General features: G+C 69.8%; 17 protein-coding genes. 11 read left to right on the plus strand and 6 right to left on the minus strand.

The window, feature by feature from the left end:
• Positions 1-19 precede the first annotated feature (19 nt).
• Together Aiant_RS05420 and Aiant_RS05425 are read left to right on the plus strand one after the other, a co-directional pair.
• Positions 20-922, plus strand: coding sequence for a phosphatase PAP2 family protein (locus Aiant_RS05420; protein WP_189335959.1), 903 nt, complete (start codon positions 20-22; stop codon positions 920-922).
• A 314-nt stretch (positions 923-1,236) separates the two neighbouring features.
• Positions 1,237-1,758, plus strand: coding sequence for a YflT domain-containing protein (locus Aiant_RS05425; RefSeq protein ID WP_189335980.1), 522 nt, complete (start codon positions 1,237-1,239; stop codon positions 1,756-1,758).
• Positions 1,759-2,851: 1,093 nt separating this feature from the next.
• Here Aiant_RS05425 and Aiant_RS05430 read toward each other — a convergent pair.
• Positions 2,852-3,640 carry an RNA polymerase sigma factor SigF gene (locus Aiant_RS05430; protein WP_189335958.1) on the minus strand — a complete coding sequence of 263 codons (789 nt, stop codon included), beginning with the start codon at positions 3,638-3,640 and terminating at the stop codon, positions 2,852-2,854.
• A gap of 251 nt (positions 3,641-3,891) precedes the next feature.
• Between Aiant_RS05430 and ppgK the strand changes: the two genes are divergently transcribed.
• Together ppgK and Aiant_RS05440 are read left to right on the plus strand one after the other, a co-directional pair.
• Positions 3,892-4,728, plus strand: coding sequence for a polyphosphate--glucose phosphotransferase (gene ppgK / locus Aiant_RS05435; protein WP_189335957.1), 837 nt, complete (start codon positions 3,892-3,894; stop codon positions 4,726-4,728).
• Entirely contained in the window at positions 4,728-5,195 is a 468-nt protein-coding gene (locus Aiant_RS05440; protein ID WP_189335956.1) for a PPOX class F420-dependent oxidoreductase, read from the plus strand. Before ppgK ends, Aiant_RS05440 begins: the two co-directional genes overlap by 1 nt.
• Positions 5,196-5,460: 265 nt before the next feature.
• Here Aiant_RS05440 and Aiant_RS05445 read toward each other — a convergent pair whose 3' ends face one another.
• Positions 5,461-6,042, minus strand: coding sequence for a hypothetical protein (locus tag Aiant_RS05445; RefSeq protein ID WP_189335955.1), 582 nt, complete (start codon positions 6,040-6,042; stop codon positions 5,461-5,463).
• Between the two features lie 92 nt (positions 6,043-6,134).
• Between Aiant_RS05445 and Aiant_RS05450 the strand changes: the two genes are divergently transcribed.
• From Aiant_RS05450 to glgB, 5 genes are all read left to right on the plus strand, one after another.
• Positions 6,135-6,929, plus strand: coding sequence for a spermidine synthase (locus tag Aiant_RS05450; RefSeq protein ID WP_189335954.1), 795 nt, complete (start codon positions 6,135-6,137; stop codon positions 6,927-6,929).
• Between the two features lie 134 nt (positions 6,930-7,063).
• Positions 7,064-9,028 carry an alpha-1,4-glucan--maltose-1-phosphate maltosyltransferase gene (locus Aiant_RS05455; protein ID WP_189335953.1) on the plus strand — a complete coding sequence of 655 codons (1,965 nt, stop codon included), beginning with the start codon at positions 7,064-7,066 and terminating at the stop codon, positions 9,026-9,028.
• 11 nt (positions 9,029-9,039) lie between these two features.
• Positions 9,040-10,797 carry a maltose alpha-D-glucosyltransferase gene (gene treS / locus Aiant_RS05460; protein WP_189335952.1) on the plus strand — a complete coding sequence of 586 codons (1,758 nt, stop codon included), beginning with the start codon at positions 9,040-9,042 and terminating at the stop codon, positions 10,795-10,797.
• On the plus strand, positions 10,794-12,107 hold the full coding sequence (locus Aiant_RS05465) for a maltokinase N-terminal cap-like domain-containing protein (RefSeq protein ID WP_189335951.1): 1,314 nt from the start codon (positions 10,794-10,796) through the stop codon (positions 12,105-12,107). Before treS ends, Aiant_RS05465 begins: the two co-directional genes overlap by 4 nt.
• Positions 12,108-12,180: 73 nt before the next feature.
• Positions 12,181-14,286, plus strand: coding sequence for a 1,4-alpha-glucan branching protein GlgB (glgB, locus tag Aiant_RS05470; RefSeq protein WP_189335979.1), 2,106 nt, complete (start codon positions 12,181-12,183; stop codon positions 14,284-14,286).
• Positions 14,287-14,389: 103 nt separating this feature from the next.
• Here the strand turns inward: glgB and Aiant_RS05475 are convergent, their stop codons facing one another.
• Positions 14,390-14,935: a GNAT family N-acetyltransferase gene (locus Aiant_RS05475; protein WP_189335950.1), complete on the minus strand. Its 546-nt coding sequence runs from the start codon at positions 14,933-14,935 to the stop codon at positions 14,390-14,392.
• A 41-nt stretch (positions 14,936-14,976) separates the two neighbouring features.
• On the opposite strand from Aiant_RS05475, the gene Aiant_RS05480 reads away from it, so the two are divergent.
• Positions 14,977-15,363 (plus strand): MmcQ/YjbR family DNA-binding protein, encoded by a 387-nt coding sequence (locus tag Aiant_RS05480; protein WP_189335949.1) that lies wholly within the window; start codon positions 14,977-14,979, stop codon positions 15,361-15,363.
• 270 nt (positions 15,364-15,633) lie between these two features.
• Here the strand turns inward: Aiant_RS05480 and Aiant_RS05485 are convergent, their stop codons facing one another.
• Entirely contained in the window at positions 15,634-16,497 is an 864-nt protein-coding gene (locus tag Aiant_RS05485) for a LysR family transcriptional regulator (RefSeq protein ID WP_189335948.1), read from the minus strand.
• Between the two features lie 84 nt (positions 16,498-16,581).
• On the opposite strand from Aiant_RS05485, the gene Aiant_RS05490 reads away from it, so the two are divergent.
• Positions 16,582-17,901, plus strand: coding sequence for an MFS transporter (locus Aiant_RS05490; RefSeq protein ID WP_212846961.1), 1,320 nt, complete (start codon positions 16,582-16,584; stop codon positions 17,899-17,901).
• Positions 17,902-17,999: 98 nt separating this feature from the next.
• On the opposite strand, the gene Aiant_RS05495 is transcribed toward Aiant_RS05490, so the two are convergent.
• Positions 18,000-19,052, minus strand: a complete 1,053-nt coding sequence (locus Aiant_RS05495) for a hypothetical protein (RefSeq protein ID WP_189335946.1) — start codon at positions 19,050-19,052, stop codon at positions 18,000-18,002.
• Between the two features lie 155 nt (positions 19,053-19,207).
• Positions 19,208-19,927 carry a PP2C family protein-serine/threonine phosphatase gene (locus tag Aiant_RS05500; RefSeq protein ID WP_189335945.1) on the minus strand — a complete coding sequence of 240 codons (720 nt, stop codon included), beginning with the start codon at positions 19,925-19,927 and terminating at the stop codon, positions 19,208-19,210.
• Positions 19,928-20,105: the final 178 nt, after the last annotated feature.

Below are 20,105 nucleotides of genomic sequence, written 5' to 3' on the forward strand. Positions count from 1 at the left end.
CGACTTTTCAGGAGAGGCGATGACGGCGGTCGCACAACGGGCACGCAGCGAGACCACCCCGGCCCCGGGCCGGTGGCACGCCATATCGCCGCTGCTGGTCGCGGTGCTCGCGGCGGCCGGGGCGTACCTGGTCTACGCGGTCTTCATCCGCACCGGACTGGGCCAGGCCGTGGACACCGCCTCGATGCGCGGCGGCGACGTGCGGCACGAGCAGGTGACCCAGGTGCTCAGCCGGACCCTGCAGGCCACCCAACTCGCCGCGCTGGCGATCGTCTGCCTGGTCGCGGTCGCGGTCAGCGTCCTGCGCCGGCGCATCGACCTGGCGATCGGCGCGGCGCTGCTGGTGATCGCCGCCAATGTCGCCGTCCAGCAGTTCAAGGCCCACCTGGACCGGCCCGACCTGGACGGCACCGGGATGCCGAACTCGTTCCCCAGCGGCCACACCGCGGCCGCCGCGTCGGTCGCGTTCGTGCTGATCCTGGTCTTCCCGAGGGCGCTGCGCGGCGCGATGGGCCTGCTCGGCGCGGCCTACGTCACCATCGTCGCGGTGGCCACCGTGTGGGCCGAGTGGCACCGGCCGAGCGACACCGTCGCCGCCCTGCTGATCGTGCTGGCCTGCGGCGCCCTGATCACCTGGGTGATCCGGCTGCGCCGGTCCGGCGGCGAACGGCCGTCGATCACCCCGGCCCGGGTGGCCACCCTGCCGCTCGCGCTGGTCGGCGCGATCTCGACCGCGGCCTGCCTGTTCGGCCTGGCCACGGTGGCCATGTCGGAACGGGTCCTGCCGGATCTGGTGTCCGGCCGCTTCGCCTTCCTCACCGGGGTGGCGGGCATCGTGTCCGCCGTCGCCGGCACGTTCTATTTCTGGGTCCGGCTCACCGCCGGTGATCCGCTGGCCCCCTCCCAAGGAGGCACCAAATGACCACCCCCGGCTCCGGCGAGCAGAACTCCACCGCCTCGGCAACCCCGGCCACCCACCCCGAAACCCCCGCCACCCCGGCCCCGCGCGCGGCCAGCCCCGCGACTCCCGCCCCGCGCGTGGACAGCCCCGCGACACCGGCGCTGCATGCAGACCCCGCGGCTTCCGCCCCGCGCGCGGACAGCCTCGCGACACCGGCCTTGCATGCGGACCCCGCGGCTTCTGCCCCGCGCGCGGACAGCCCTGTGGCTCCCGTCTCCGGATCCGGCAGCCCGGTCGACGATCCCGCTGCGGCCGCGCCTCAGGCCACCGGGCACATTCCGCCGGGACCGGCCGGCGTGCCGCAACTGCCGGCGCAGACGCTCGGGCAGGCCGGGAACACCGCCGCGACCGTGGTGGTCGGCAGCTATGCCGACTACGCACTCGCGCAGAAGGCCGTCGACTACCTCTCCGACAACAAGTTCCCGGTCGAGCGCACCTCGATCGTCGGCACCGACCTGCGCCTGGTCGAAAACGTCCTGGGCCGCCTCACCACGGCCCGCGCGGCGGCTGCCGGAGCGGCCAGCGGCGCCTGGTTCGGACTGTTCATCGGTGTGCTGTTCGGCCTGTTCAGCAACTCGAACTGGTTCGCCGTCATCCTCACCACGGTGATCATCGGCGCGATTTGGGGCGCCGTCTTCGGCGCCATCGCCCACGCGGCCACCGGTGGCCGCCGCGACTTCTCGTCCCGCAGCTCGCTCCAGGCCGCCCAGTATGCGGTCCTCGCCGACGCCGAGGTGGCCGACGAAGCCCGCACCCTCCTGGTCCGCCTCAACTGGCAAGCCAGCGGCGCCCAATAGGCGGACCGGCCCGCGTCAACAGCCGAGCGGCACGGAAGTTCCCGCGCCGCTCGTTTGTTGATGCGCAACCCCGGAGATCTAAAGCCCACCCGTCCCCGTCCCCGTCCCGCCGAGCCCGGCGTTGCCGAGCTGGCGTCCACGGCCCTATTGCGGGCGCGGACAGGGCCGCCAGGGCCAGCCCGGGTTGCCGGGCTGGCGTGCACGGCCCTGTTCCCGGCGTCGATAGGGCCATCAGGGCCAGCCCGGGTTGCCGGGCTGGCGTGCACGGCCCTGTTCCCGGCGTCGATAGGGCCATCAGGGCCAGCCCGGGTTGCCGGGCTGGCGTCCACGGCCCTATTCCCGGCGTCGATAGGGCCACCAAGGCCAGCCCGGGTTGCCGAGCTGGCATCCACAGCCCTATTCCCGGCGTCGATAGGGCCACCAAGGCCAGCCGGGGTTGCCGGGCTGGCGTGCACGGCCCTGTTCCCGGCGTCGATAGGGCCGCCAGGGCCAGCCGGGGTTGTCGGGCTGGTGTGTATGGCCCTGTTCAGGGGTGGATAGGGCCGCCAGGGCCAGCCCGGGTTGTCGAGCTGGCGTGTATGGCCCTGTTCCCGGCGTCGATAGGGCCGCCGAGGCCAGCCCGGGTTGCCGAGCTGGCATCCACAGCCCTATTCCCGGCGCGGACAGGGCCGCCAGGGCCAGCCGGGGTCGTCGGGCTGGTGTGTATGGCCCTGTTCCCGGCGTCGATAGGGCCACCAAGGCCAGCCGGGGTCGTCGGGCTGGTGTGTATGGCCCTGTTCCCGGCGTCGATAGGGCCACCAAGGCCAGCCCGGGGTGCCGAGCTGGCGTCCACAGCCCTATTCCCGGCGCGGGTAGGGCCACCAGGGCCAGCCCGGGTTGTCGGGCTGGTGTGCACGGCCCTATTCCGAGCGCGGATAGGGCCGCCAGGGCCAGCCGGGGGTGGGGTTGGCGGTCGGGGGCAGCCGCGGGCGTCGCCCTGGAGGGGTGGGCGTTTTGGCCGCGCCAGCGGCCTGCCCGGCCCGGAAGGGTCCCTGGCGGGAGCGACGATCAGTGATCAGCGCGGATCCGAGTCCGCTTGATCTTGATCTGGGTCTTACAGGTCGTTGGCGAGCTGGGTGCGGAGCTTGGTGAGGGCCTTGGTCAGCAGCCGGGAGACGTGCATCTGGCTGATGCCGATCTGGTCGGCGATCTGCGACTGCGTCAGGTTGCCGTAGAAGCGCAGGGTCAGGATCCGCTGCTCGCGCTCGTCGAGGGAGGCGAGCGCCGGCCCGAGTGCCACCCGGGTCTCGGCCAGCTCGTACTCATGGTCCTCGCCGCCGAGGGTGTCGCCGAGCTCGGTGGTGCCGTCCGCGCTGATCGGCGTGGACAGGGACGTCGCGTTGTAGGCGCGTGCGCCCTCCAGGCCCTCCAGCACGTCCTCCTCGCCGATCCCGAGGTGGGCGGCGATGTCCGGCACGGTGGGAGAACGTCCCAGTTTGTGGGTCAGAGTGCTGTTCGCCTCGGTGATCGCCAGCCGCAACTCCTGGAGGCGGCGCGGCACGCGGACCGACCACGTACGGTCACGGAAATGCCGCTTGATCTCACCGATGATGGTGGGAATCGCATAACCGGCGAAGTCGACACCTCGGTCCGGATCGAACTTGTCGACCGCTTTGATCAGGCCGACCGTCGCGGTCTGCACCAGGTCGTCGGTGGGCTCGCCACGCCCCGAATACCGATGGGCGAGGTGCCGGGCCAGGGGCAGCCACGCCTCGATCGCCCGGTCCCGCAACCGGGAACGATCCTGTCCGGCCGGTGACGCGGCCATCGCGTCCAGCAGCTCGGTGGCGGTGGCCTCGGGTGCGGCGTACGCCTGCTCGCCATGAAGCTCGATCGTTGCCATGGGTGGTCCTCCATCAGACGGGCAGAGAGCCGTGCCCGCACGCGGCGACCGTTCTGAGAGGCAACGCTAGCCGAGAAGCCTAGCCCTGCCTAGCCGAAAGTATGAGTGACGTTGCGTGAATACGGGAACTACACGACGAATTCATCCTATGGAGTCCGGGGCGGTCCCGCAGGGGCGCGCGGGATTTGCCGTCGGACCTTCGTGGTAAACAGCACGACAGAGTGACCAGCAGGAAGACGGGAAGATTACGGATGACCATCCTCGGCATCGACATCGGCGGCTCGGGCGTCAAGGGTGCGCCGGTCGACACCGCGCGCGGCGAGCTGCTCGACGAGCGGTTCCGCGTTCCCACTCCCCAGCCGGCCGACGTCGACAGCGTGGTGGACGCGGTCGCCGAGGTGGCGGCCAAGTTCGAGGGGTTCGACGTCGACGGGGTCGGGGTGACGTTCCCCGGCGTGGTCGTCGACGGCGTCACCCGCACCGCGGCGAACGTGCACAAGTCCTGGGTCGACGCCCCCGCGGCGCGGCTGTTCAGCGAGCGGCTGGGCAAACCGGTCACGGTGCTCAACGACGCGGACGCGGCGGGTGCGGCCGAGGTGGCGTTCGGCGGGCACGACCAGACCGGCCTGATCATGATGGTGACCCTGGGCACCGGCATCGGCACCGCCCTGTTCCTCGACGGCGTGCTCTTGCCGAACACGGAACTCGGCCACCTGGAGATCGACGGCAAGGACGCCGAGCTGATCGCCGCCGACCGCATCCGCGAGTCCGAGGACCTCAGCTGGGAGCAGTACGCGCACCGGGTCAGCAAGTATCTGCGGCACGTCGAGATGCTGCTCTCCCCGCGGCTGTTCATCATCGGCGGCGGCGTCAGCAAGAAGGCGGATCGGTACTTCCCGCTCCTGGAGATCAACACCCCGGTCGTGGCGGCCACGCTGCTGAACAACGCCGGCATCATCGGCGCCGCGGTCTCCGCCGAGCAGGCCGCGAGCGGGCACGGCCAGCACCCGGGCGCCATCCCGGTGCACGCCGGCACCGCCGGCTCGCCGGACGGCGTCGCGCACACCGTCAACGCCGGGGAGGCCTGATGCCCCGCACCATCGCCACCAACACCCGGGCCGATCGGGCGGAGCTGCTGGAGTTCCTGCGCCCACGGCACCACGCGATCCTGATGACTGTGCGCAAGGACGGCCGTCCCCAGTCGTCGCCGAACACGTGCGGTGTCGACACCGAGGGGCGGATCGTGATCTCCAGCTATCCGGAGCGGGCCAAGGTCGCCAACATCCGGCGGAACCCGCAGGTCACCCTCTGCGTGCTTTCGGACGAGTGGAACGGCCCGTGGGTCCAGGTCGACGGCACCGCCGAGGTGATCGACCTGCCGGAGGCGGTGGAGCCGCTGGTGGAGTACTTCCGGTGCATCTCGGGCGAGCACCCGAACTGGGAGGAGTACCGGCAGGCGATGCGCGAGCAGGGCAAGTGCCTGATCCGGGTGACGATCGAGAGCTGGGGTCCGATCGCCACGGGTGGCTTCCCGGCGCGGCTCGCCGACAGCTGAACGCGGAATGGCCGCACGGCCGGCACCCCCAGGAGGACAAGGCGGGGTGCCGGCCGTGCGGTTTCAGCCCTCTCCGCGAGGGGTCAGGCGTGCTGTCCGGCGGGCGCGAGGAACGCCCCAGCACACCGGGCAGAGAGGGTTGAGTTTTTCCACAGTCGTGGGTTGTCCACAGCGTGGCCGCGCGGGGCTGGGGCCGGCCGTCAGACTGTGTTTGGGGTCGCCCCCCCCCCAGGGAGGGCGGGGGTTTTCGCGCGGCGGGCGGGGGCTACGCCGCCAGCGGCTCCCGAGACTGCTCAGCGTCCAGCAGATACAGCAGCGTGTCCCGATGCATCGCCGCGATCGGCTCCAGCAGGTCCGGGTGCCGCAGCAGCGTGGCCGCCTCCCGGTCCCGGACATCCGGCTGGAGCAGGCGGCGGAACTCGCTGGGCAGCCCGCCGGCGCGACGGGTGTGCGGCCGGGGCCGGGGCTCCGGGATCGGCACCGCGGCGATCACCGCGTCCACGCCGCGGCGGGCCAGCATCGGGTCGGCGAGCAGGCAGGCGGCCCAGCTGACCACGACCTCGTCGACCCAGGTGCGCCAGCCCTCGCCCTCGGCGAACTCGTCGTCCGGCTCGCTGCCGGCCTTCCAGTCCAGCACCGCGGAGCCGCCCGGCCCGGCGATGGCGACCAGCGCCGCGTCGATCTCGGTCGGGTAGCGCAGCCAGGCGGCGACCGTCACGGCCTGCCGGGCCTGGAGCTCGGAGAGGGTGTGCGCGACCGTGTTCGACTCACCGCCGGGGTAGGCCCGGGCGAGCCAGTGGGTGCTGGCGGCGATCACCGGGGACAGTGCGGTCGACGGTCCGGCCACGACGTGCTCCTTACCTCAGGCGCGGCCGGGACTCGGCCGCGTCATGGGTATTGCTCGGTCATGGCACCCCCGGTCTTGAGTAAGGTTCCTCGATGGCAACGCACGGCAACCGACGCACACCCGAGCGCGCCGGAGCGCGGCAGCGGGTGACCGCGGGCCGAGCCGAGCTGGTGCCCGACCCGGCGCGGCCACACGGCTGGACGTTGCTCGCCGACGGCGTGCCCCAGTCATATGTCGACCTCGCCGACCCGGAATACCTGGAGTTCGGCTACGTCAAACTGATCGCCCGTGCCTTGTCGTCGTGGGCGCGCTCCGGCGTACCGGAAAGGGTCCTGCATCTCGGTGGGGGCGGGCTGACCGTGCCGCGCCTGGCGGCCCGGTGGTGGCCGGATGTCGCGCAGGTCGTGGTGGAGCTGGACGGTGAGCTGATCGCGATGGTGCGGCGGGAGCTGCCGCCGGAGCGGCCGCTCGAGATCGTCGTGGGCGACGCGCGGGAGGCGGTGGAGCGGGCCGCGACCGAGGGGTACGACGTGATCGTCGCCGACGCCTTCAGCGGCGCCGCGATGCCGGGGCATCTGGGGACCGTCGAGTTCGCCCGGCAGCTGCGCCGGATTCTGCGCCCGGACGGGCTGCTGATCATGAACGTGACGGACGTCCCACCGATGGCCTTCACGAGGGTTCAGGTGGCGACCGTGGCGGCGGCCTTCGCCGAGGTCGGTCTGCTGGGTGACCAGGCGGTCGTCCGGGGGCGGCGGGCCGGCAACGTGATCGTGCTCGCCGGCCGGGTTCCGCCGCTGCGGATGAGCCGCGACGAGCGCCTGTTGCGGGAAGGTGAACTTGTCGTGTTTTCCAGCGGCGCGCGGCCCCGGATGGATGCGAAACGGTAGGGGGACTCCGGTAGGTTTGGCGGCATCGGCGATCGGCCGTTTCAAACGCTCCACTCCGGAGAAGTCAAAGGACGACCGCGGTGGTTTTTCCGGTCGCCGGGTCCTGCTGAGCCCCTCTGACTACGGTGGAGATCATGACCGGTCGCTTCCCCATCGAAGACGTGACGCCGGCTGTGTCCGGTGGCCGCTACCCCGCGAAGGCGGTGGTCGGTGAACTGGTGCCGGTTTCCGCGGTGTCCTATCGCGAAGGTCACCACGCACTCGGTGTGAATGTGGTATGGCGTGGCCCCGACGGCCAGACCAAGCCGTTCACCCGGATGACCCCCGGCACGCCGGGACTGGACCAGTGGCACGCGACGATCCGGCCGGACGAGGTCGGGCGGTGGACGTTCACGGTGGAGGCGTTCGACGACCCGTACCGGACGTGGCGCGACGCCGTGGTGAAGAAGATCGGCGCCGGGCAGGGCGCTGAGGATCTGGCGAACGACATCGCCGAGGGCGCCGAGATCCTCGACCTGGCCACCAAGATCGTGCCGACCGAGCACGAGGAGCGGGTGCGGGCCGCGGCCGCCGCGCTGCGCGACCAGCAGCGCTCGCTGTTCGCCCGGGTGACCCCGGCGCTGGACCTGGAGGAGCTGCTCTGGCACAACCCGGTGCGGCACCTGGTCACCACCACCCGGTCGTTCGCCCTCTGGGTGGATCGCCCGCGGGCGCTGTACTCGGCGTGGTATGAGTTCTTCCCTCGGTCGGAGGGCGCCGAGATCGGCCCGGACGCGACGCCCATCAGGCACGGCACCTTCCAGACGGCCGCCCTTCGCCTGCCCGCCATCGCGGAGATGGGCTTCAACGTCGTGTATCTGCCGCCGATCCACCCCATCGGCAAGATCAACCGGAAGGGGCGGAACAACACGCTGGTCGCCCGGCCGGAGGACGTCGGCTCGCCGTGGGCGATCGGGTCCGACGAGGGTGGGCACGACGCGATCCACCCGCAGCTCGGCACGCTGGAAGATTTCATCGCCTTCCGTGAGAAGGCGGAGGAACTGGGTATGGAGGTGGCGCTGGACCTGGCCCTCCAGGCCGCGCCGGACCACCCGTGGGTGCGCGAGCACCCCGAGTTCTTCACCACCAAGGCGGACGGCACCATCGCGTACGCCGAGAACCCGCCCAAGAAGTATCAGGACATCTACCCGATCAACTGGGACAACGACTACCGCACGCTGCGCGACGAGGTCTACCGCGTGGTGATGCACTGGGTGAACGCCGGCGTGAAGATCTTCCGCGTCGACAACCCGCACACCAAGGCCGTCAACTTCTGGCAGTGGCTGATCCCGAAGGTCAAGGAGACCAACCCGGACGTGCTGTTCCTGGCCGAGGCGTTCACCCGGCCGGCCATGATGAACGGGCTCGGCAAGATCGGCTTCACCCAGTCGTACACGTACTTCACGTGGCGTACCACCGCGCCCGAGATGCGCGAGTACATGCAGCAACTGCTTCAGTCGATCGACTGGATGCGCCCGAACTTCTGGCCCAACACCCCGGACATCCTGCACGAGACGTTGCAGCACGGCGGGCCGCCGATGTTCAAGATCCGTGCGGTGCTGGCCTCGATGCTCACCCCGTCCTGGGGCATCTACTCCGGGTACGAGCTGTTCGAGCACGTGGCCCGGCCCGGCTCGGAGGAGTACATCGACAACGAGAAGTTCGAGCTGAAGCCACGCGACTACGCCGCCGCCGAGCGGGCGGGGCGCTCGCTCGCGCCCTACCTGACCAAGCTGAACCGGATCCGGGAGCAGAACCCCGCCCTGCACTGGCTCCGCAACCTGCGCTTCCACGAGATCGACAACGGCGCGCTGCTGTGCTTCTCCAAGCGCGACGCCGACACCGGCAACACCGTGCTGGTCATCGTGTCGTTCGACGCTGCCAACGTGCAGTGGGGCAACACCACTCTGGACATGCCGGCCCTGGGCAAGGACTGGCACGACAAGCTCACGGTGGTCGACCAGATCACCGGTGCGACGTACGAGTGGGGGCAGTACAACGCGGTCCGGATCGATCCGTACGTCGAACCGGCGCACATCTTCGTGGTGCAGGCGGGGTAAGGGGACACCTGATGGACTTGACGAGCGAGCACGATCCGGCCGAGGGAAGTCACACCGAGGACGGCGTGGTCGAGCACCCGGACTCGGCCGACTTCGGCCATGCCCGGGCGCTCCCGGCGGACCGCACCTGGTTTCAGCGCGCCGTCTTCTACGAGGTGCTGGTCCGGGCGTTCTACGACTCGGGCTCGGACGGTGGCGGCGACCTGCGCGGCCTGATCGAGCGCCTCGACTACCTCCAGTGGCTCGGCGTCGACTGCCTCTGGCTGCCGCCGTTCTACGACTCGCCGCTGCGCGACGGCGGGTACGACATCCGCGACTTCTACAAGGTGCTGCCCGAGTTCGGCACGGTCGAGGACTTCGTGGCGCTGCTCGACGCCGCGCACAAGCGGGGCATCCGGGTGATCACCGACCTCGTCATGAACCACACCTCGGACTCGCACCCGTGGTTCCAGGCGTCGCGGCACGAGCCGGACGGGCCGTACGGCGACTTCTACGTCTGGAACGACACCAGCGAGAAGTACCAGGACGCGCGGATCATCTTCGTCGACACCGAGGAGTCGAACTGGACGTTCGACCCGGTGCGGCGGCAGTTCTACTGGCACCGGTTCTTCTCCCACCAGCCGGACCTCAACTACGAGAACCCGGCCGTGCAGGAGGCCATGCTCGACGTCCTGCGGTTCTGGCTGGACCTGGGCATCGACGGGTTCCGGCTGGACGCGGTGCCGTACCTCTTCGAGGAGGAGGGCACCAACTGCGAGAACCTGCCGGCCACGCACGCCTTCCTGAAGCACTGCCGCAAGGTGATCGACGACGAGTTCCCCGGCCGGGTGCTGCTGGCCGAGGCGAACCAGTGGCCGGCCGACGTGGTGGAGTACTTCGGCGATCCGAAGACCGGCGGCGACGAGTGCCACATGGCGTTCCACTTCCCGCTGATGCCGCGCATCTTCATGGCGGTGCGCCGCGAGTCGCGCTTCCCGATCTCGGAGATCCTGGCGCAGACCCCGGCCATCCCGGAGAACACCCAGTGGGGCATCTTCCTGCGCAACCACGACGAGCTGACGCTCGAGATGGTGACCGACGAAGAGCGCGACTACATGTACGCGGAGTACGCCAAGGACCCACGGATGAAGGCGAACGTCGGCATCCGTCGCCGGCTGGCCCCGCTGCTGGAGAACGACCGGAACCAGATCGAGCTGTTCACCGCCCTGCTGCTGTCGCTGCCCGGCTCGCCGGTGCTCTACTACGGCGACGAGATCGGGATGGGTGACAACATCTGGCTCGGCGACCGGGACGGCGTACGCACCCCGATGCAGTGGACGCCGGACCGCAACGCGGGGTTCTCCACCGCCACCCCCGGCCGGCTCTACCTGCCGGTCAACCAGGACCCGGTGTACGGCTATCAAGCGGTCAACGTGGAAGCCCAGCGGGACAGCGCGACGTCCCTGCTGAACTGGACCCGGACGATGCTGGCGGTACGCCGCCGGCACGAGGCGTTCGCCGTCGGGACGTTCCGCGAGCTGGGCGGCTCCAACCCCTCGGTGCTGGCGTACCTGCGGGAGTACGGCGACGACGTGGTGCTCTGCGTCAACAACCTGTCGCGGTTCCCGCAGCCCATCGAACTCAACTTGCAGCACTGGAACGGGTACACCCCGGTGGAATTGACCGGCCACGTGAACTTCCCGCGGATCGGTCAGCTGCCGTACCTTTTGACCCTTCCGGGACACGGCTTCTACTGGTTCCAGTTGTGCGGGTCTGAGGAGAAGCAATGACGCTGCCTTATGCCGAGTGGTTACCGAAACAACGCTGGTACGCGGGGCGCAGCCGGGTGCTCGCCTCGATCAAGGAGGCCTCGTCCACGTCGCTGGGCGAGGATCTCGAACTGGTCCTGATCGACGTCGACTACACCGACGGCAGCTCCGAGCGGTACCAGCTGCTCGTGGCCCGCGGCGCCGAGCTGCTGCCCGAGTACAGCGCGGTGGCCACCATCGGGGTCGACGAGCGGGGCCGCGCGGCGTACGACGCCCTCTACTCCCCCGAGGCCGCGAGGTACCTGCTGAGCCTGGTCGACCGCTCCGAGCCGGTCGGTGACCTGACCTTCGAGAAGGAACCGGGCGCCGACCTGCCGCTGGAGTCCTGGCCGCGGGTGTTCGACGCGGAGCAGAGCAACACCAGTGTGATCTTCGAGCAGGACGCGATCCTCAAGGTGTTCCGCCGGGTCACCTGCGGGATCAACCCGGACATCGAACTGAACCGGGTGCTCGGGCGGGCGGGGAACCCGCACGTGGCCCGGCTGCTCGGGTCGTTCGAGGCGTCCGACGACGCCGGGCAGTGCTCGCTCGGGATGGTCACCGCGTACGCGGCGAACTCGGCCGAGGGCTGGGCGATGGCGACCGCGTCGGCCCGGGACCTGTTCGCCGACGCGGAGTTCCACGCCGACGAGGCGGGCGGGGACTTCCAGGGCGAGTCGTACCGGCTCGGCGAGGCGGTCGCGTCGGTGCACCTGACCCTCGCCGAGGAGCTGGGCTCCGGGCCGTCGCCGTTCCCGGTCGACGCGGTGCTGGCCCGGCTGCGCACCAACGCCAACGCCGTCCCCGAGCTCCAGCAGTACGTCCCGGCGATCACCGAGCGGTTCGAGTCGCTGACCGGCGAGGAGGTGACCGTCCAGCGGGTGCACGGCGACCTGCACCTCGGGCAGGTGCTGCGGACCCCCGAGGCCTGGCTGCTGATCGACTTCGAGGGTGAGCCGGGGCAGCCCCTGGACGAGCGGCGGCTGCCCGACTCACCGTTGCGCGACGTCGCCGGGGTGCTGCGCTCCTACGAATACGCCGCCTACCAGCTGCTGGTCGACCAGGACGACGACGAGCACCTGGCCACCCGCGCCCGGGAGTGGGTGGACCGCAACCGGGCCGCGTTCTGCGACGGCTACGCGCACGCGGCCGGGACCGACCCGCGCGCGCAGGAGACGTTGCTGGCCGCCTACGAACTCGACAAGGCCGTCTACGAGGCCGCTTACGAAGCCCGACACCGTCCCGGATGGCTGCGGATCCCCCTGCGGTCGATCGCGCGGCTGGTCGGCTGACCCCCTTTTCTCTCCAGAGGAAGCGAAGATGATCGGGCACACCACCTCCAGGCTCGCCGCCGACCAGCGGGCCATGCACGCCGTGATCTCCGGCGACACCCACGACCCGCACGCCGTCCTCGGGGCGCACCCCGGCGGCGGGCACACCGTGATCCGGACCCTGCGCAAGGGCGCTTCCGCGGTGGCCGTCCTGCACGAGGGCGAGCGGTACGAGACGACCCTGGTCCACCCGGACGGGATCTTCGCGGCCGAGCTGCCCGGGACGGTGCTCGACTACCGGCTGGACGTGGACGGGACGCAGTGCGACGACCCGTACCGTCATCTGCCCACCCTGGGCGAGCTGGACCTGCACCTGATCGGCGAGGGCCGGCACGAGAAGCTCTGGCGGGTGCTCGGCGCCCAGCCGCGCGGCACCGGCGTGGCGTTCGCGGTGTGGGCGCCCAGCGCCCGCGGCGTCCAGGTGATCGGCGACTTCGCCGGCTGGGGTCCCCACGACGGGTGGCCGATGCGCTCGCTCGGCTCCAGCGGCGTCTGGGAGCTGTACGTGCCGACCGCGCACGTCGGCACCAAGTACAAGTTCAAGATCCTCGGCCGGGACGGGGTGTGGCGGGAGCACGCCGACCCGCTGGCCCAGCACACCGAGGTGCCGCCGGCCACCGCGTCGGTCGTCTACCAGTCCTCGTACGAGTGGCACGACGAGTCCTGGATGCGGTCACGGGCGTCGAAGGCGTGGCACCAGGAACCGGTCAGCTGCTACGAGGTGCACCTGGGCTCGTGGCGGCCCGGTCTGTCGTACACCGAACTGGCCTCCCAGCTGGTCGACTACGTGGTGGAAACCGGGTTCACCCACGTCGAGCTGATGCCGGTCATGGAGCACCCGTTCGGCGGCTCCTGGGGTTACCAGGTGACCGGATACTTCGCGCCCACCTCCCGGTTCGGCAATCCCGACGAGTTCAGGTACCTGGTGGACAAGCTGCACCAGGCCGGGATCGGCGTGATCCTCGACTGGGTGCCGGCCCACTTCCCCAAGGACGAGTGGGCGCTGGCGCGCTTCGACGGCACCCCGCTGTACGAGCACGGCGACTGGCGGCGCGGCGAGCACCCGGACTGGGGCACCTACGTCTTCGACTTCGGCCGCAAGGAGGTGCGCAACTTCCTGGTCGCCAACGCGCTGTACTGGTGCGAGGAGTTCCACGCCGACGGCCTGCGGGTCGACGCCGTCGCGTCGATGCTCTACCTGGACTACTCCCGCAAGGACGGCGAGTGGACGCCGAACCAGTACGGCGGCCGGGAGAACCTGGACGCGATCAGCTTCCTCCAGGAGATGAACGCGACCGTCTACAAGCACCACCCCGGTGTGGTCACCATCGCCGAGGAGTCCACCGCGTGGCCGGGCGTCACCCGCCCCACCCACCTCGGCGGCCTCGGCTTCGGCTTCAAGTGGAACATGGGCTGGATGAACGACACCCTGGCCTACATGGTCAAGGAGCCGATCCACCGGCAGTGGCACCACCACCAGATGACCTTCGCGACGGTGTACGCCTGGAGCGAGAACTACATCCTGCCGATCAGCCACGACGAGGTGGTGCACGGCAAGGGCTCGCTGACCGGCAAGATGCCCGGCGACCTGTGGCAGAAACTCGCCAACACCCGGGCGCTGCTCGGCTTCATGTGGGCCTTCACCGGCAAGCAACTGCTCTTCATGGGCGCCGAGATGGGCGACCTGCGCGAGTGGAGCGAGGAACGCGGCCTGGACTGGCAGCTCCTCGAGGACCCCCAGTTCGGCGGCGTCAAGGCGCTGATCACCGACCTGAACCGGGTCTACAAGGACACCCCGGCGATCTGGACGCAGGACACCAACCCGTCCGGCTTCCGCTGGATCACCAGCGACGACTCGCAGCACAACACGTTCTCGTTCGTCCGCTTCGCGCCGAACGGCGACACCCTCGCCTGCATCGTCAACTTCGCCGCGATCCCGCACGAGAACTACCGCATCGGCCTGCCGAAACCGGGCCGCTGGCTGGAGGTCATCAACACCGACAGCGAACTTTACGGCGGCTCGGGCGTCGGCAACATGGGCGCGGTCGAGGCGGAGAACCTGCCCTGGCACGGCTTCGACCACTCGGTCTCTCTGCGCGTGCCGCCGCTGGGCGCCCTTTGGCTCAAACTCGAAAGCTGACCGATCCGGGGACGGGCCAAGGCCCGTCCCCGTCCTCTCCGTGGATCGATCACCCACGATCACCGCTGACCCCGGCCCGGAACGCGGGTCTGAGGAGAAAAACTCAGGCCGGGTCGCGGGCCAGCCACTCCGGCGCCAGAATCCCGTAGAGCAGGTCGTCGGTCCACTCCCCCTTGATGAAGGTCTGCTGCCGCAGCAGCCCCTCCCGGGTGAACCCGAGCCGCTCCATCAGCGCCGCCGACGCCACGTTCCGCGCGTCGCACTCCCCCATCACCCGGTGCAGCCCTTGCAGGCGGAACAAGCGGTCCAGCACGGCACTCACGGCCTCGGTCGCAAAACCCAGTTTCTGGTACGCCGGAGCCAGCGTGAACCCGATCTCCGCCTGTCGCAGGTTGTCGTGCAGACGCACCGCCACATCGCCGATCAGGGCGCGCTCGATCTTGTGCTCGATCGCGTACTGGAACCAGCCCGGCTGATCCGGTGAGCTGGCGGCGAAGTTGCGCACCGCGGTCATCGCCTTGTCCAGCGGGAACGGCGCGTCCCATGACTGATAGCGGGCCACGTCGGGATCCGACCGGTACTCCGCCAGCGTCGGCGCGTCCGTCGGCCGGAACCTGCGCAGAATCAACCGCTCCGTCGCCATCAGCATCCGACGAGAATATGTCAGACCCCCGGAGCAGAATCCCGGATATGAGTGAGCGGGTCGAGCGGGTGCGCGGGTTCTGCCTGGCGCTGCCCGAGGTGGAGGAGCGGCTCAGCCATGGGGCGCCGGCCTTCTTCGTGCGGGGCAGGAAGCAGTTCGTGATGCTCTGGCCGGACGGGCATCACGACAACCATTTCCCGCATCTGTGGTGTGCCGCGCCTGCCGGTGCCCAGCAGGAGCTGATCGCGGAGGATCCGGCGCGGTTCTTCCGGCCGCCCTATGTGGGGCATCGCGGCTGGCTCGGCGTGCGCCTGGACGACGATCCGGATTGGTCCGAGATCGCCGAGTTGTGTGGGGACGCGTACCGGGTGGTCGCTCCGAAGACGCTCGTCGCCCGCCTCGACAGCGGCCCGCCTCCGGACACGCCCGGCTGACCGAGCTCCACAAGCAAGAGCAGACCGCAGGGTCCGTGGTGCGGAGAGCGAACCGCAGGATCTCTGGCGCGGACCACGCGACCCGCGCGAGACCACGATCCACAGGATCCCGGGAGCGGACCACACGACCGCGAGACCACGAGACCACGATCCACAGGGATCGAACCACACGACCGCGCGAGACCACGAACCACAGGCTCCCAAGGAAGCGGACCTCACGACCGCGCGGGACCACGACCCACAGGATCCGCACGGCTGTGCGCGCCCGGCTCAGGCGGCTCCGGCCGCGGCGAGGAATGCGGCGACGGCGGGACGCGACTCCCGGCGACGCAGCCACGTGAGCGTCACCGGCGCAGCGGCGTCCTTCAGCGGCACGGCGGCGACCACGCCCCGAGCATGCTGCTCCCGGACCGCTGACTCCGGCAGCAGGGCCAGTCCCATCCCCGCCGCGACACAGCCGCACAGCGCCGCCATACTGCCCAGTTCCGCGACCACCGACGAGCCAAGTCCCGAGCGGTCGAGCATCTCCCGGAAGCCGCAGCCCACCTGCGTCGCCACGAAGGGCTCGCCGGCCAGCTCGCCCGGCGTCAGCATCGACGCCGTGGCCAGCGCGTGTCCGGGCGGCGTGACCACGATCAGCCGCTCGGTGTCCACGGTCGCGGCGCCGAGCGCCTCGTCCGCCGGCGGCTCGCCGAAGGTCAGCGACACGTCCAGGTCGCCCCGGCGGACAGCACCGTACAGCTCCCCACGGTTCGCCTCGCGGACCGAGACGTGCACCCGCGGCCACCGGGCGCGGTATGACGACAGCACCCCCGGCAGCCGGTGCACGCACAGCGTCTCCAGCGCGCCGACCGCCAGATCGCCGCTCGGTTCCTCGGCGTCCTCCCGGACAGCCGCCCGTGCCTCCTCGGCGAGCGACAGGAGCTGATCGGCGTACGAAACCAGTCTCTGACCGGCGGCCGTCAGCCGCAGGCGGCGGCCGCCCCGCTCGAACAGCGGCGCCTCGAGATCCGCCTCCAGGGCCTGGATCTGCTCGGTCACGCTCGACTGTGCGTAATGCAGCTCGGCCGCCGCCCGGGTCAGGTTCAGCGTCCGCGCCACGACCCGGAACGTCCGCAGTTGCCGGAACTCCACGCCACCCCCCCGATCGGTTTCGCCGATGGCACGCATCGTAACTGCCCGTTTCCGCCCGGCCCCGCGCGCTGCCAGGGTGGTCCCGTGTGGATCAATCGGCGACTGTTCGCGCTCTCTCTCGGATACTTCCTGGTCATGCTGGACACCACGATCGTCACGGTGGCGCTGCCGACGATCGGTGACCGGCTCGGCGGCGACCGCGGCACATTGCAGTGGGTAGCCGACGCCTATCCGGTCACCTTCGCCGCCTGCCTGCTCACCGCCGGGGTGCTGAGCGACCGCCTCGGTGGCCGGCGAGTGTTCGTTTCCGGTCTGTGGGCGTTCGCGGCCCTCTCCGGCGCGTCCGCGCTCGCGACCGGGCCGGGCGTGCTGATCGGGCTCCGGGCGCTGCTCGGGATCGCCGGCGCCCTGCTGGTCCCGAGCTCGCTGGCACTGATCGCCGCCGCCTACCCGGACCCTGCGAGCCGGGCCCGCGCCCTGGGGGTGTGGGCCGCGCTGAGCGGTTCCGGGCTGGTCGCGGGACCGGTCGCCGGTGGTCTGCTCGTCGAGGCCTTCGGCTGGCAGTCGGTGTTCCTGGCCGCCGTTCCGGTCGCGCTCGCCGCGATCGCGCTGCTCGGACGGCCGGACCGCCCGGCACGGCCGGGCACGGGCGGGAGGCGGGTGGATGCGGTCGGTCAGGTGACTTCCGGCTCGGCTCTGGGCCTTTTGACGTACGGAACCATCGCCCGCAATCCGACCGCCCTCCTGTTGTCCGCGGCCGCGATCGTGGTTTTCGTGCTGCGTCAGCAGCGCGCCGCCGACCCGATGCTCCCGTCCCGGATGTTCGCCGACCGCACGGTCGGCGCGGGCCTGGCCGCCGGCACCGTGGTCAATTTCGGTCTGTCCGGCGTGCTGTTCGTACTGACCCTGTTCTTCCAGCGGGCGCACGGCTGGTCCCCGGCGCTCACCGGCCTGGCGTTCCTGCCGCTGACCGTGCCCACCGCGATCAACCCGATCCTGACCGGCCGCCTGGTCGCACGCTCCGGCCCCCGCCGCCCGGCCGCCGCCGGTTTCCTGCTGATGGCCGTCGGCGCTGCGGCCCAACTCACCGACCGTGTGCCGGTAGCCATGGCCGGCCTGTTCGTCCTGGGCTGTGGCGTGTCCCTGGCCATCCCGGCCCTGATGGCCGCCGTGGTGGGCGCCCTGCCACCCGACCTGGCCGGAGTCGGCTCCGGCGCCCTCAACGCCGCCCGCCAGATCGGCGCGGTCCTCGGCGTCGCGGTGCTGGGCGCCCTGCCCACCCCGACCGCCCTCGTGGTCACCGCCGCAGTCCTGCTCACCGGAGCGGCACTCACCGCTACTTTCTCCGGCGAGTCCGCCCCGTCACAGCCACGCCACCCCAACCCGTCCCGCCACCGTTCCTGACCCAGCCCGCCCGCGGACATCACCACGACGGCGCACTCGCCCGCCACACGAAAGTCCGTGATGCGGATGGGAATGCGGACCCGCGCCGTCAGGATCGATTACCGCAATTCTGCTATTTGACTGGCCTCGTAGCGAAGATGACAGACGTGCAGATTCGCACCCTCTTCGAAGTACACGGTGATCGTCGACAGAAACTGAGACTTGACGGATCGGATGCGCTTGCTTCGCCTTTCCTCGCTTTCCGCCAGCCAAACCTCGATACCTTTAGGGAGATGGAACGTGACGCGGTAAGCTCCGGGGGCATCGCGTGGACTGAGTTCCCACTCCCCATCAGCATTGCCCCGCACGGGACGCATGATCACTGGATGCGAGGGGTGCGTCAGCGAGTAGTCAACGAATTGACTTCGACTCTCGGTTGTCAGGGGCAACACAAATGGGGCAGGAGGAAATCCGATGAGCAGCTCGCTATTTCCATGCTCGTGCAACGCTCTCGCAAATTCCCCGACGATGAGCTCCAGGTCCTCCCTGAACCTTGGGGCATTGATGGAATACTCCACGGACGGAGGAATCGGCGCTGTTCCCAGAACCTGACGGATCAACGTGCGCATGGCGCCGACCGGAAACCGAGTGATGCGACGCCGCTCTGCCGCAGCGTGCAGCCGGTCAGCACATCGAGAAACTGCATCGAGAAGCCAGGAGAGGCCGGGTATCGAGAGGTTGACCAAGGAAATTTGATGCGCAAGCGCGAAAGCCTCGGCCTCTGGCGTGAATCCATTCGCGGAGAACAGTGCATAACAGTACTGAAATCGCCTTCTCGGCCGCGAAGAGGCTATGGCGACGAAGTTTTGGTTCACGTCAGCCAGCGTGCCATGGGCGTTGCGGACCACCCTGATATCGGCTGCACGGGACAGGAATTTCGCTTCGAGGAACAGGCGCACAGGAAGCGAGAATGCCGGCGTGAAGGCGAATTCGCCGAGCACGTCGACCTGGTGATTCGTGCCGCGCCCTTTGACCCACAGAGATCCTCTCTCGGTGAGCAGCTCGTCGGGATCCTGCGTGTCCGAAACGAGGAGTTCATATCCGCTGTGCCGCATGAGCCATGCCAGTGCTTCCTCCAGAAGGTAGCCCTTCAGGCTGCTTTTACGCACCATGCCTTGATCTTAGTTGATATCGAACTTCTCCGGCTCGCCGAATTTTCCGCCGGCCGAGATGAAGCCGGCCGAGATGAGGCCGGCCGAGATGAACGCGGAACGGGTGCGGCTCCACATCCCTACCAGGATGTGGAGCCGCACCCGTTCGAGCGGACCTAGACCTCGATCACATCGGCGATGATGACCGTGACGTTGTCCGGGGCGCCGTTCTCCAGCGTCCGATTCACCAGCTCGGCCGCGCAGGTCCGCCGATCCGGGTTGTCCCGCAGCGTCTGTGCGATCACCGCGTCCTCGACGTAATCGGACAGCCCGTCACTGCACAGCAGGTAACGATCACCGACGCGTGCCGGGATCATCCGGCCCGCCGGGCGGAACGGGCCGCCCTGCACGGCCTGGGTGACCAGCGCCCGCTGCGGGTGCCGGCGGGCGTCGTCCGGCGTCAGCACGCCCTGGTCGACCAGCGCCTGCACATACGTGTCGTCCCGGGTGAGCTGCTGGAACTCGCCGTCCCGGAGCAGGTAGCAGCGGGAATCCCCGACGTTGAGCGCGGCCAGCCGGTCGCCGGAGAGCAGCAGCGCGGTCACCGTGGTGCCCATGCCGTCCCGGGCGTCGTCGTCCGCGACCGCCTTCTCGATCTGCTTGTTGGCGAGCTGGAGCGCCTCGATCAGATCCTGTAGCGGCTCCCCCGTGTCGGGTTTGTGGTCCACCTCGCCGAGCGTCTGCACCAGGATGTCGCTCGCGAGCTCTCCGGCGGGCAACCCGCCCATGCCATCCGCGACCACGAAGAGGCGATTGCCGACGAAAACCGCGTCCTCGTTGTTGGACCGGACCAGGCCCTGATCAGTGGCGGCGACCGCCCGGACAGCAAGCGTCATGTAGCAAGAGTGCCAAAGGCCCGTTGGGTTGTCTCTAGTACCCCCATACCTACCTTTCGTGGCGCCCGGGCGATCCGACCTTTTCGCAGCTCATGGTGGCTGCGGCGGGCATACCGCACGCCGCGGCCGGGCGCGGCGGTTACCGACCGGTTTCGGCCACGCAGGTGACCCCTGCCGG

This window comes from Actinoplanes ianthinogenes, assembly GCF_018324205.1.
GTDB lineage: Bacteria > Actinomycetota > Actinomycetes > Mycobacteriales > Micromonosporaceae > Actinoplanes > Actinoplanes ianthinogenes.

Coding starts and splice junctions, on each gene's coding strand:
- Aiant_RS05420 (WP_189335959.1), top strand. CDS start 20: ATGACGGCGGTCGCACAACGGGCACGCAGCGAGACCACCCCGGCCCCG.
- Aiant_RS05430 (WP_189335958.1), bottom strand. CDS start 3,640: ATGGCAACGATCGAGCTTCATGGCGAGCAGGCGTACGCCGCACCCGAG.
- ppgK (WP_189335957.1), top strand. CDS start 3,892: ATGACCATCCTCGGCATCGACATCGGCGGCTCGGGCGTCAAGGGTGCG.
- Aiant_RS05440 (WP_189335956.1), top strand. CDS start 4,728: ATGCCCCGCACCATCGCCACCAACACCCGGGCCGATCGGGCGGAGCTG.
- Aiant_RS05450 (WP_189335954.1), top strand. CDS start 6,135: ATGGCAACGCACGGCAACCGACGCACACCCGAGCGCGCCGGAGCGCGG.
- Aiant_RS05455 (WP_189335953.1), top strand. CDS start 7,064: ATGACCGGTCGCTTCCCCATCGAAGACGTGACGCCGGCTGTGTCCGGT.
- treS (WP_189335952.1), top strand. CDS start 9,040: ATGGACTTGACGAGCGAGCACGATCCGGCCGAGGGAAGTCACACCGAG.
- Aiant_RS05465 (WP_189335951.1), top strand. CDS start 10,794: ATGACGCTGCCTTATGCCGAGTGGTTACCGAAACAACGCTGGTACGCG.
- glgB (WP_189335979.1), top strand. CDS start 12,181: ATGCACGCCGTGATCTCCGGCGACACCCACGACCCGCACGCCGTCCTC.
- Aiant_RS05475 (WP_189335950.1), bottom strand. CDS start 14,935: ATGCTGATGGCGACGGAGCGGTTGATTCTGCGCAGGTTCCGGCCGACG.
- Aiant_RS05480 (WP_189335949.1), top strand. CDS start 14,977: ATGAGTGAGCGGGTCGAGCGGGTGCGCGGGTTCTGCCTGGCGCTGCCC.
- Aiant_RS05495 (WP_189335946.1), bottom strand. CDS start 19,052: ATGGTGCGTAAAAGCAGCCTGAAGGGCTACCTTCTGGAGGAAGCACTG.
- Aiant_RS05500 (WP_189335945.1), bottom strand. CDS start 19,927: ATGACGCTTGCTGTCCGGGCGGTCGCCGCCACTGATCAGGGCCTGGTC.